At 71.5% G+C, this 11,259-nt stretch carries 11 protein-coding genes; 10 read left to right on the top strand and 1 reads right to left on the bottom strand.

The annotated features are described in order from the left end of the window. The 10 genes from ABZ795_RS01645 (at window position 1) to ABZ795_RS01600 (ending at window position 10,211) form a co-directional block, all read left to right on the top strand. Window positions 1-2,265, top strand: a complete 2,265-nt coding sequence (locus ABZ795_RS01645; protein WP_357527976.1) for a TOMM precursor leader peptide-binding protein — start codon at window positions 1-3, stop codon at window positions 2,263-2,265. A gap of 32 nt (window positions 2,266-2,297) precedes the next feature. Next, the gene (locus ABZ795_RS01640; RefSeq protein WP_357527973.1) at window positions 2,298-3,848 is read left to right on the top strand and encodes a SagB family peptide dehydrogenase; all 1,551 of its coding nucleotides are present in this window, start codon (window positions 2,298-2,300) and stop codon (window positions 3,846-3,848) included. Next, window positions 3,845-4,777: an ABC transporter ATP-binding protein gene (locus tag ABZ795_RS01635; RefSeq protein WP_357527972.1), complete on the top strand. Its 933-nt coding sequence runs from the start codon at window positions 3,845-3,847 to the stop codon at window positions 4,775-4,777. Before ABZ795_RS01640 ends, ABZ795_RS01635 begins: the two co-directional genes overlap by 4 nt. Continuing rightward, window positions 4,774-5,532, top strand: a complete 759-nt coding sequence (locus ABZ795_RS01630; RefSeq protein WP_327026051.1) for an ABC transporter permease — start codon at window positions 4,774-4,776, stop codon at window positions 5,530-5,532. Before ABZ795_RS01635 ends, ABZ795_RS01630 begins: the two co-directional genes overlap by 4 nt. Before the next feature lie 87 nt (window positions 5,533-5,619). After that, a complete protein-coding gene (locus ABZ795_RS01625) occupies window positions 5,620-6,786 on the top strand; it encodes a histidine kinase (protein ID WP_357527969.1) in 1,167 nt (388 codons plus the stop codon). Next, on the top strand, window positions 6,783-7,394 hold the full coding sequence (locus ABZ795_RS01620) for a response regulator transcription factor (protein ID WP_327026053.1): 612 nt from the start codon (window positions 6,783-6,785) through the stop codon (window positions 7,392-7,394). Before ABZ795_RS01625 ends, ABZ795_RS01620 begins: the two co-directional genes overlap by 4 nt. Window positions 7,395-7,678: 284 nt before the next feature. After that, the gene (locus ABZ795_RS01615; protein WP_327026054.1) at window positions 7,679-8,026 is read left to right on the top strand and encodes a TIGR04351 family putative TOMM peptide; all 348 of its coding nucleotides are present in this window, start codon (window positions 7,679-7,681) and stop codon (window positions 8,024-8,026) included. A 98-nt stretch (window positions 8,027-8,124) separates the two neighbouring features. Continuing rightward, a complete protein-coding gene (locus ABZ795_RS01610) occupies window positions 8,125-8,397 on the top strand; it encodes a TIGR04351 family putative TOMM peptide (protein ID WP_327026055.1) in 273 nt (90 codons plus the stop codon). Between the two features lies 1 nt (window position 8,398). Then, window positions 8,399-9,568, top strand: a complete 1,170-nt coding sequence (locus tag ABZ795_RS01605) for a histidine kinase (RefSeq protein ID WP_357527967.1) — start codon at window positions 8,399-8,401, stop codon at window positions 9,566-9,568. Window positions 9,569-9,584: 16 nt separating this feature from the next. Further along, window positions 9,585-10,211 carry a response regulator transcription factor gene (locus tag ABZ795_RS01600; protein ID WP_327026057.1) on the top strand — a complete coding sequence of 209 codons (627 nt, stop codon included), beginning with the start codon at window positions 9,585-9,587 and terminating at the stop codon, window positions 10,209-10,211. A 2-nt stretch (window positions 10,212-10,213) separates the two neighbouring features. Here ABZ795_RS01600 and ABZ795_RS01595 read toward each other — a convergent pair whose 3' ends face one another. Then, window positions 10,214-10,933 carry a DNA alkylation repair protein gene (locus ABZ795_RS01595; protein WP_357527965.1) on the bottom strand — a complete coding sequence of 240 codons (720 nt, stop codon included), beginning with the start codon at window positions 10,931-10,933 and terminating at the stop codon, window positions 10,214-10,216. Window positions 10,934-11,259 lie beyond the last annotated feature (326 nt).

Below are 11,259 nucleotides of genomic sequence, written 5' to 3'. Positions count from 1 at the left end.
ATGACCATCCGTCCACGGGTACGCCGGAACCTGCGCGTGGAGAACGTGCCCGGCGAAGCCGTATACGTGTTCTCCGAGCGTGGCCACCAGGTCATCGAGGGTGAGCTGACCGAGCGGGTCCTGCCGCTGCTGGACGGCAAGCACGACCTGGACGACGTGCTGGACGCCCTTCCCGACGAACCGCCGGAGCGGGTGCTGTTCCTGATCGAACGGCTGGTCCGGATGGGGGTGGTGCTGCGGGTGGACCCGGAGCTGCCGCAGCGCGAGTCGGCCTTCTGGGACATGGCCGGCACCAGCGCCGAGGTGGTCGCCGGCAAGCTGGCCACGGCCACGGTCGGGCTGTCGGTCGTCGGTGAGGTGGACCCGCAGCCCCTGCTGGCCGCCCTCGGTGCGGCCGGTCTGCGGGTCACCCCGGTCGGCGCGGCCGAGGCAGGCGAGGTCGACCTGACCGTGGTGGCCACCGACAACTACCTGAACCCGGAGCTGGCCGAGCAGAACGAGGCGGCCCTGCGTACCGGTCGTCCCTGGCTGTTGACCAAACCGGTCGGTTCGGTGCTGTGGATCGGCCCGACCTTCAAGCCGGCCGGCCGGGAGCACGGCTGCTGGGCGTGTGTGGCCTTCCGGCTGTCCGGGCACCGGCAGGTGGATGAGTACCTGCGCGACAAGCTCGACCACGTGGGTCCGCTGCGGGTGCCGCTGGCCGACCTGCCGACCACCCGGGAGATCGGGGCCCGGCTGACCGCCCTGGAGGCGGTCAAGCACCTGGCCGGTGTGGTCACCGAGCAGCAGGACGGCATCCTCACCCTGGACACGATCTACTTCGACACCCAGCGGCATCCGCTGCACCGCCGCCCGCAGTGCCCCTCCTGCGGTGACCCGGAGCTGGTCGCCCGGCGGTTCGCCGCACCGGTGCGGTTGCAGTCGCGGTCCAAGACCTACACCGGGGACGGGGGGCACCGGGCCCAGCGGCCCGACGAGGTGCTGGCCCGCTACTCACCGCAGGTCAGCTCGGTCACCGGGGTGGTGCGGGAACTGCGGCCCTTCGCCACCGGCCGGGATTTCGTCAAGGGGTACTACGCCGGGCACAACTTCGCCCGCCGGGTGCACAACCTGCGGCATCTGCGCACCGGGCTGCGCAGCATGGCCGCCGGCAAGGGCACCACGGACACCCAGGCCCGGGCCAGCGCGATCTGCGAGGCGATCGAACGCTACAGCGGGTTGTTCGTCGGCGACGAGCCCCGGATCACCGCCACCCTCCAGGAGCTGGGCGACCGGGCGCTGGCCCCGAACGACCTTCAGCTCTACAGCCCCCGGCAGCACGAGAACCGGGTCGCCTGGAACGCGGCGCAGCGGTCCAGCTTCCAGATCGTCTGTGACCCCCTGCCGGCCGACCGGCCGATCGAGTGGAGCCCGGTGTGGTCGCTGACCCACGAACGGCACTTCCAGGTGCCGACCGCCCACCTGTACTTCCAGTACCCGAGCCGCTCCGGTGAGCTGTTCGCCTCGGCCTGCTCCAACGGCAACGCCGCCGGGTCCAGCATCGAGGACGCCGTGTTGCAGGGCTTCCTGGAACTGGTGGAACGCGACAGCGTGGCCCTGTGGTGGTACAACCGGCTGAACATGCCCCGGTTCGACCTGGACAGTTTCCGTGAGCCGTGGTTCGACGAGTTCCGGGAGGTCTACGCCGGGCTCAACCGGGATCTGTGGGTGCTGGACCTGACCGCCGATCTCGGCATCCCGGTGGCCGCGGCGATCAGCCGGCGCACGGACAAGCCGGCCGAGGACATCCTGATGGCCTTCGGTGCCCACCTGGACGCGAAGACCGCGGTGCAGCGGGCGCTGAGCGAGATGAACCAGTTCCTGCCGGCGGTCATCGACGTGCAGCCCGACGGCAGCGGCTACGCCTACCCGGACCCGGTCCAGCAGGGCTGGTGGCGCCACGCCACCCTGGCCTCGGAGGGTTACCTGGCCCCCTCGGCGCGGGTGTCGACCGCTACGACCCACCGCAACCTGGCCTCCGCCGACCTCAAGCAGGACGTGGACACCGTACGGGGGCTCGCCGAGCAGGCCGGCATGCAGATGCTGGTGCTCGACCAGACCCGGCCCGACCTGGAACTGCCGGTGGTCAAGGTGATCGTGCCCGGGATGCGGCACTTCTGGGCCCGGTACGGCGCCGGACGCCTCTACGACGTACCGGTGCGGCTCGGCTGGCTCGACCGGCCCACCCCGGAGGAAGCCCTCAATCCGATTCCGATGTTCCTGTGACCGCCGGACTGACGACGCCTTGGAGGGGCGCGATGACCGTGACGCAGTCGACCCGGCCCTACGAGAGACTTCTGCGGCTGCATCCGTCGAGCCGGCTGGTGCCCGGCGGCGGCCAGCTCACCCTGTGGTCCCGGCACGGCCGGGCCTGTGTCGGGGAGCGGGACCTGCCGATGGTCGCCGTCCTGCAGGCCCTGGCCACCAGGGAGGTGACCCCGACCGAACTGGAGACGCTGGCCCTGGCCGCCGCCGGAGGGGACGACGAGATCGCCGTCCTGGCCCGGCTGCACTGGCTGCTGGACCGCATCGGCAGCGCCCTGGAGCAGCAGCTGGGCCCGGCCGGTGACGCGAGCTGGCTGCGGGTGACCCCGCTGACCAGCGACCTTCGGTTCACCCCGGCCCCGTACACCGGGGAGGCCGCGGTGGGGCTGTCCCGGCTGGCGTTGCTGCGCCGCCGGGAGGGTCACCTGGTGGTCGAGTCGGGACTGGCCCCGTTCCGGGTCAGCCTGCTGCACGAGCAGACGGTGGCCCTGGTCGGGGCGCTGGCCACCCCGTCGACCGTGCCGGCGCTGGCCGAGCGGCTGGACCTGGACGAGGCCGCCGTCCGGCACCTGGTCGGATTCCTGGCCGCCGCGCAGCTCACCGACGCGGTGGACCCGGCCGCCGACCAGTGGGACCTGCACGAGCTGTACTTCCACTCGCGCAGCCGGTGCGGGCGTACGGACGACTCCTTCGGGGCCACCTTCCCGTTCGTCGGGGTGCGGCCACCCCTGCCGGCGGTCAAGCCCGCCCCGGCCGGTCCCGAGGTGGTACTGCCCCGACCGGACTTCGACACCCTGCGGGCCAGCGACCCGCCCCTGGTGCTGGTGCAGGAGGCCCGCCGATCCGTGCGGGGTTTCGGGGTCGAGCCGATGACCCTGGCCCAGTTGGGCGAGTTCCTGTACCGGGTCGGCCGGGTGCGCTCGGTGTACGGGCCGGACCACGACAACCGGATGCCGTACGAGGGAGTGGACCGGCCGTACCCGACCGGTGGGGCCTCCGGGGACCTGGAGATCTACCTCACCGCCCACCGGGTGGCCGGTCTGCCCCGGGCCGCCTACCACTACGACGCCGGAGCCCACCGGCTGGTGCGGGTCTGCGACGACCCGACCCTGATCGAGGGCCTGCTGGCCGGGGCCGCCCAGGCCACCGGCGGCACCCCCACCCCGGACGCTCTGATCACCTTCACCTCCCGCTTCGGCCGGATGACCTGGAAGTACGACGCCATGGGGTACGCCGCCACCCTCAAGCACGTCGGGGTGGCGTACCAGACCGCGTACCTGGTGGCCACCGCGATGGGGCTGGCCCCCTGCGGGCTGGGCAGCGGCGACGCCCACCTGTCCGCCCGGGTCTTCGGGCTGGACTGGCAGGTCGAGTCGTCCGTCGGCGAGTTCATGCTGGGCAGCCTGCCGCGCTGGGCCGACGGGACGGATCCGCACCAGGGCCGGACCAACTGGCGGGGAGTCAACGACCCGGACTGGGCCCACCGGGCAGCCGGATTGATCAGCGCCGCCCGCCACGACCGGGCCGCCCGGGAGCCGTCATGATCGAGGTGCAGGACCTGACGGTGGCGTACGGCTCCGTGCGGGCCGTACAGGGGGTGACCTTCCAGGTGGCCCCCGGGGAGGTGGTGGCCCTGCTGGGCCGCAACGGCGCCGGGAAGACCAGCACCATGCAGGTGCTGGCCGGGCACCGGGCGGCGACCTCGGGGCGGGTCCGGGTGGCCGGTGGCGACCCCTACCGGGACCGGGCGAAGGTACGCCGGGAGGTCGGCATCATGTTGCAGGAGGCCGGTTTCCTCGGTGAGCTGACCGTGGCGGAAACCGTGCAGGCCTGGCGGCGGTTCGGCAGCAGTCCCCTGCCCCGCGACGAGGTGCTGGATCTGGTGGACCTGCGCCCCCAGGCCCGGACCCGGGTGGGCCGGCTCTCCGGGGGGCAGCGGCGTCGGCTGGATCTGGCGCTGGCGATCCTGCACCGGCCCCGGGTGCTGTTCCTCGACGAGCCGACCACCGGGCTGGACCCCGAGGCCCGGCACAACACCTGGCAGGTCGTCGAGGGGTTGGCCGCGGGCGGCACGACCGTGCTGCTGACCACCCACTACCTGGAGGAGGCGGAGCGGCTGGCCGGGCGGGTGCTGATGATGGAGGCCGGGCGGCTGACGGTCTCCGGTGACCTGCCCACCGTGCTGGCCGCCGGAACGGGCACGATCAGCTTCGCGGCGGACCAACTACCGGCCGATCTGCCCGCCGACTGGTCGGCCGAGTACGCCGACGGCCGGGTGGTGATCCGTACCCGGACCCTCGACGAGACCGCCACCGAGGTGTTCGCCTGGGCGGCGGCCCGTGGCCGGGTGCTGGCCCAGGTGGCGGTCCGGCCGGCCAGCCTGGAGGAGGTCTACCTGGGGCTGGTCGACGACCAGCAGGATCGGCGACCCGGCCCGGTCGGTGCCGTGCCGCAGGAGGTGGGGCAGCAGTGAGTACGGTGACGATGGTCGGCGGTTCGGTGGCGGTGTGGCGCCTGGAGCAGCGACTGTTCTGGCGCAACCGGGCCCTGGTGGTGCCGACCTTCCTGGTGCCGGTGGCGATGTGCGTCAGCATCCCCTTCACCGTGCCGGCGGGGCTGGACTGGGACGGGGTGCCCTACCGGGGCCACTTCCTGACCGCCATGATCGCGATGATCACGGTGTACTCGACCTTCACCACCCTGGTGGTGACCCTGACCAGCCGCCGGGACGCCCTGATCCTCAAACGGTTGCGCGGGACGGAGCTGTCCAACCGCTCCATCCTGGCCGGCAACGTGCTGACCGCGTACGTCCTCAGTGGTCTGCAGTTGGTGTTGCTGTTGGGGATCGGGCTGGCCGCCCTGGGGGTGCCGGCCCCGCGCAATCCCCTGCTGCTGCTGGTCGCCCTCGCCTACGGCACCGCGGTGTTCGCCGTGTTGGCCGCCGCCTACACCAGCCTGGTGCCCAATGCGGAAAGTGCTCAGATTCTCTGCATTCCGGTGTTGTTCGCCTGTTTCGCCTGCTCGGGAATATTCGTTCCGCTGTCGGTCTTTCCGGACTGGTTGCGGACATTCGCGGAACTGCTGCCGGTCACCGCTCTGGTCGACGCGGTCCGGGCGGCCTTCTACGGCGGTGGATCCCTGGCCCGGGACGCGGCGGTGCTGGGCCTGTGGTGGGCGGTGGGAGTGATCTTCACTCGCAACTTCTTCCGCTGGGAGGGGAAGCGGTAAGGCGGTCTAATAACGACGACTGTTCGGCTCATTGCTGGCCCCATAGACGAATGTGAGGATTCCTGGCACGTGCTTGGGGGTAGCTGAATGGTCGACGCGGGCACTGCGCCCGACCCGGATAATGCGACAACGGGGGTCGCGGTACGGACTGCGCAGACACTGGTCTTCCTGCTGTCGATCGCCTACCTCAGCATTCCCGCCTCCCGGGTGCTCACCACCCAACCGGTGCCGCAGGCCGGGCTGGCCCTGCTGGCCCTGATCGGGGTGGCCCTGCTGCAGTTCCGGCACACCTGGCACGGGCTGCGCGCCCAGCCTCCGCTCACCTGGTCGTGGACCCTGCTGCTGCAGGCGATCCTGTCGTACGCGCCGGCCCCGCTGGCCGGCGACGCCTGGCTGGGGGTGCCGTCCTTCCTGGCCGCCTCACTGCTGATCACCCTGCGTGCGCCACTGTCTTATGTGGCATATCTGGGGGTGGTGGCGGCGGAGATCCCGTTCGCCCTGCTGGTGCACGAGGATCCCAGCGACATCGCGTACGCCACCCTGGGTGTGGCCCTGACCGGGGCGGTGGTCTTCGGCTTCGTCAAGATGGCCACCCTGGTGTGGGAGGTCCACCGGCTGCGGGCCACCCTCGCCCACCGGGCGGTGGACGTCGAGCGGCTGCGCTTCGCCCGCGACCTGCACGATGTGCTCGGGCACCAGCTGTGCGCCATCGCCCTCAAGGGGGAGCTGGCCTCCGCCGTCCTGCGCACCCGGCCGGAGACCGCCGAGCGGGAGATCGCCGAGCTGATCGGCCTGGCCCGGGAGGCCCACCGCGACATCCGGGAGGTGGTGGCCGGCTACCGCACGGTCTCGCTGGCCGGTGAGATGACCGGGGTGACCTCCGTGCTCACCTCCGCCGGCATCCGGTGCGAGGTGGACACCGTGCCCCTGGAGACCCTGCCGCCGGAGACCGCCACCGGTCTGGCCTTCGCCCTGCGGGAGGGGGCCACCAACGTGTTGCGACACAGCACCGCCCGACACTGCTCGATCACCCTGCGGGCGCAGGACGAGGGTCTGCGCCTGCGCATCGTCAACGACGGCGTACCCCCCGGACCCTTCCACGGGGGCGGCAACGGGCTGGAAGGTCTGCGCGAACGCCTGCACGAACTAGACGGGCACCTGAACGCCGGCCCGGTCGGTGCCGGATCTTTCGAACTGGTGGTCTACGTGCCGAGCCCGGTCACGGAGGCAGCAATGGTGGAGGCAACTCGATGATCAGGATCCTGCTGGCGGAGGACATGCACATGGTCCGCGGTGCCCTCGTGGCGCTGTTGTCACTGGAGGCGGACCTCGAAGTGGTGGCGGAGGTGGCCGACGGCACGGCGATCCTGCCGCACGCGCTGACCCACCGCCCCGACGTGGCCGTACTCGACATCGGACTGCCCGGCATCGACGGCCTGGCGGCGGCCGGCGCCCTCAGCCAGCGGTTGCCGACCTGCCGGACGGTCATCCTGACCAGCCACGCCGACTCGGCGAACATCGCCCGGGCGATGCTGACCGGGGTCTCCGGATTCCTGCCCAAGGACGCCCCACCGGCCCGGTTGGCCGATGCGATCCGTCGGGTGCACCGGGGCGAGCGGGTGATCGACTCCGAGATCGTGGTGGCGGCCTTCCACCATGGCCCCAACCCGCTGACCGAACGCGAACGCGACGTCCTGTCCCAGGTCGCCAAGGGCTCCGACGTGTCCGACGTCGCCGCGAAGCTCTATCTGGCACCGGGAACGGTACGCAACTACCTGTCGGCCATCATGTCGAAGATCGGGGCCCGCAACCGGGTGGACGCGATCCGGATCGCCCGCGACCGGGGCTGGATCAGCGCCTGACCTGCCACCGAGGCCACCCTCCCCTGCGGAGGGTGGCCTCGTCGTGTCCGGGAATCGTGGGCCCGGGCATGACACTCGTCATGTACAGGTCGTGTCGATGATGACTGTTTGACGGCGACGGGCGGACGCCACCATGGGTGTGGCCGATCCACCGGAGATCACTCTCCGGGAGGCGGCCCGGTGGCCGCAATCCCGCGCCCACCGGAGCAGCGGACAGTCCAGATGTCCGCTCCTCGCACATCAGCGAGCGCCGGCTCCGCTGGCGCGGTACGAGGAGGATCGTCATGGCCGAAGGGATCTACGTCCTGTCGGACGAGGACCGCCGGAAGTTTGCCAAGATCGTGTCGAGCGCCTGGTCCGACACCGAGTTCGCCGACCGCTACCAGAACAGCCCCTACGAGGTGCTGGCCGAGCACGGCATCGACTACCCGGCCGCGGTGGCCCCGCCGCTGCTGCCCCCGAAGCCGAGCGGTGACCTGAGCATGGAGGCCCTGGAGGCCGTGGCCGCCGGCTCCGCCGAGGGCACCCTGGGCAGCGCCAGCTCCATCAGCACCATCGGCGGCACCGCCTTCACCGCCAGCACCGCCGGCACCTTCGGCGTCGTGGAACCGGTCGAGCCCGGCCTCAGCTGACCAACCCGGCCGGGCGCCCCGCGCAGCCTGCCCGCTGTCCCCCGTCAGCGCCAGGCAGCGCGGGGCGCCCCAGCCGATCGCGTGGAAGGGAGAAACCGATGGCCGCTGTACCGGCGGAACACCGTACCCGCTTTGCTCGGTTGGTCGCCGACGCGTGGTCCGATCCCGCCCTCGCCGATCGATACCAGCTCGACCCCGCTGCCGTACTGGCCGAGTACGGCATCGTGCTCGGTGCCGGCGACGAGATCCCCGACCTGCCGCCCGCACCGGGTGAGATCGCCGTCGAGGACCTCAGCACCAACGCCGGCGCGGCGATGGCCACGATCGGCACCGTCAGCTGCCCGGGCGCCTGTGTCGGGATGAGTGCCTGAGATGACCTCCGGCACCCTTCAGTCGATCACCCCGGCGGCGGGCACGGGATCGCCCGCCGCCGGGCAGGTCCGCCGGGCCCGGGCGGTCGTGGTCACCCGTACGGTCGCGTACGTCTTCACGGTCGCCATGCTCGCCTTCGGCCTGCTGCCCATCGTGACCGCGGTGACCGGCGACCGACCCTGGTGGGTGGTGATCGCCGGGGCGGCCGGCTTCACCGTCGTCGCCACCGCCTTCATCCGGCTCGTCACCCACGCCATGCGTCAGCCGTGGAGCGACCGCAGAGGCCACGACGCGCTGCTGATCACCGGCATCGTGCTGCTGCTGCCGGTACTCGTCGACCGGGACTGGCAGGTGATCGGCTTCCTGGCCCTGGCCGCCGTGGCGGTCACCTTCCGTCCCAGGTACGGCCTGCTCCTGGCCGCCGGGGTGCTTGTCCTGATCACGGTGGAACGGATCCTGCTCGACACCCCGGGCGTCGCCTTCCTGACCGTGCAGGACGTGCTCACCGGCGCCGCGCTGGCCGGCATCATCGTCCTCGTCGCCTTCATCGAGGAACTGTTCGCCGCCCGCGCCGAGGTCGCCCGCCTAGCGGTCGACGCCGAACGGGTGCGCTTCGCCCGCGACCTGCACGACACCCTGGGGCACAACCTCTCCGCGATCGCGCTCAAGAGCGAACTGGCCCTGCGGCTGCTCGATCAACACCCGGTCCGTGCCCGGACGGAACTCAACGACGTGTACGGCATCGCCCGCGAGTCGCTGCGCGACGTCCGCACCGTGGTCAAGGGCTACCGCCGCGACTCCCTGCAACGGGAGTTGGAGGGGGTGCAGTCCGTGCTGGTGGCCGCCGGGGTCCGGTGCGAGGTCGCCACTCTGGCCGCCGCCCTGCCCGCGCCGGTCGAGGAGGTGCTCGCCTGGGCGGTCCGCGAGGGGGCCACCAATCTGCTGCGGCACAGCAGCGCCAGCCGGTGCCACATCAGCATGGCCCGCACCGACACCGAGGTACGCCTGGACGTCGTCAACGACGGCGCGGCCACCCCGGCACCCACCGACGAGATCGGTGGCAGCGGGCTCACCGGCCTGGCCGAGCGGCTCGCCCCGCTGGGCGGCACCCTCACCGCCGAGCACCGCGCCGGCGGCGAATTCGTCCTCACCGTGCTCATCCCCTGCTGAGAACCGAGGAGAATCCATGATCCGCGTGTTGGTGGCTGAGGATCAGAACCTCATCCGTGGTGCGCTGGTGGCCTTGATGTCTCTGGAGAACGACATCACAGTCGTGGCGGAGACCGAGCGCGGTGACACCATCCTGGCCGAGATCGAACAACACCGGCCGGACGTCGCGGTGGTCGACATCGACCTGCCCGGCATGGACGGCATCGTCGCCGCGCAACGCCTCAAGGACGCCGGCTCGCCGGTACGCATCCTGGTGCTGACCAGCGTCGGTACCCCGGGGAACTTCGACCGGGCCATGCAGGCCGGGGTGGCCGGCTTCCTGGTCAAGGACGCCCCGAGCGACCGACTGTGCCGCGCCATCCGGGACGTGCACGCAGGCCGGCGGGTCATCGACATCGAACTGGCCGACAGCAGCTCCGCCTCGACCCCGCCGGTCGAACGGCCCCGCCCCGGCCCGCTGACCCAGCGCGAACGCGGCATCCTGGCCGCCCTGCACGACGGCACCCCGGTACCGGCCCTACGCTCCATCTTCGGGCTGTCGACGGCGACCCTCCAGGCCCACGTCATGGCGGCCGTGTCGAAGACCGGGGCACCCAACCCCCACGAGGCCGCCCGAATGGCGTACGACAACGGCTGGCTCTAGCCTCAGGGCGTTGCGGGCGGGGTGATCGTCCCGGACAGGTACCGCCGCCGTCGCTCCGGCTCGAACTTCTCGATCGCGTACCGCAACATCACCCGAGGCATGTCCCGGTGCCACCGGGACAGGAACTCCTCGGCCACCGCCCGGTCCCGGTTGCCCACCTCGCGCAGCATCCAACCGACCGCCTTGTGGACGAGGTCGTGCGGGTCACCCAGCAACCGCTCGCTGAGCCGCAGGGTCCACTCGAAGTCGCCGGCCTTGATGAAGGCGAAGGTCGCCATGATCGCCATCCGCCGCTCCCACACCAGCTCGGAGGCGGCCAGCCCGTCGAGGACCCCACGGTCCTTGTCGATCAGCCAGGGTCCGAGGAGGTACGGCGCGCACGAGTCCACCAGGTCCCAGTTGTTGATCCGGTCCGTGTTGGCCAGCACCAGGCGGACGATGGCCTCGCGTTGCTCCTCGTCGCCCCTGGCGAACTTCCGCACCAGGACGAAGATCGCCGTCAGCCGTTCCTCGTGCACCTCGCTACCCAACAGCGTCGCCACCTCGTCGAGGGACAGCTGACGCCAGTACCGGCCGGCCACCTTCCGCTGCTCCGGCACGGTCACCCCGATGGCCCGGTCCCCCTCGCCGTACCCACCCGGCACCATCTGGAGATACCGACCAACCCCCGCCGCCCGTCCGGGATCCGCCACCCCCGCAAGCGCCGCCCGAACCTCCCCCACCCCACCCACCCCCGCAACCTACCCCTCCCCGCCCGCCCCCGCGCTCGCCCCGCCCGCCCCGCCCGCGCCCGCCTCGCCCCGTCGACCTTGCACTTTTGGTCGCTGATACGTGGCTTTTGCGGCTTATGTGGCGACCGAAAGTGCAAGATCGGCGGGGAAGGAGGGGGCAGAGAAAAGGCCGCGCGGCAAGATCCGCCGCCGCAGCCGCCCGTCGATCGCCGCATGCAACCCCGCATAACCGAGCACGTACGGCCGGAGTCGGTCGCCGACCGGGCACCGCGACACAGCCGGCGTACAGGGAATGCAGCAACGGCAGCACCTGGCCC

Origin of the sequence: Micromonospora sp. NPDC047134 (assembly GCF_040643455.1) — a bacterium.
GTDB lineage: Bacteria > Actinomycetota > Actinomycetes > Mycobacteriales > Micromonosporaceae > Micromonospora.
This window is presented reverse-complemented; position numbering and strand designations above follow the sequence as displayed.

Coding starts and splice junctions, on each gene's coding strand:
- ABZ795_RS01645 (WP_357527976.1), top strand. CDS start 1: ATGACCATCCGTCCACGGGTACGCCGGAACCTGCGCGTGGAGAACGTG.
- ABZ795_RS01640 (WP_357527973.1), top strand. CDS start 2,298: ATGACCGTGACGCAGTCGACCCGGCCCTACGAGAGACTTCTGCGGCTG.
- ABZ795_RS01635 (WP_357527972.1), top strand. CDS start 3,845: ATGATCGAGGTGCAGGACCTGACGGTGGCGTACGGCTCCGTGCGGGCC.
- ABZ795_RS01625 (WP_357527969.1), top strand. CDS start 5,620: ATGGTCGACGCGGGCACTGCGCCCGACCCGGATAATGCGACAACGGGG.
- ABZ795_RS01620 (WP_327026053.1), top strand. CDS start 6,783: ATGATCAGGATCCTGCTGGCGGAGGACATGCACATGGTCCGCGGTGCC.
- ABZ795_RS01615 (WP_327026054.1), top strand. CDS start 7,679: ATGGCCGAAGGGATCTACGTCCTGTCGGACGAGGACCGCCGGAAGTTT.
- ABZ795_RS01610 (WP_327026055.1), top strand. CDS start 8,125: ATGGCCGCTGTACCGGCGGAACACCGTACCCGCTTTGCTCGGTTGGTC.
- ABZ795_RS01605 (WP_357527967.1), top strand. CDS start 8,399: ATGACCTCCGGCACCCTTCAGTCGATCACCCCGGCGGCGGGCACGGGA.
- ABZ795_RS01600 (WP_327026057.1), top strand. CDS start 9,585: ATGATCCGCGTGTTGGTGGCTGAGGATCAGAACCTCATCCGTGGTGCG.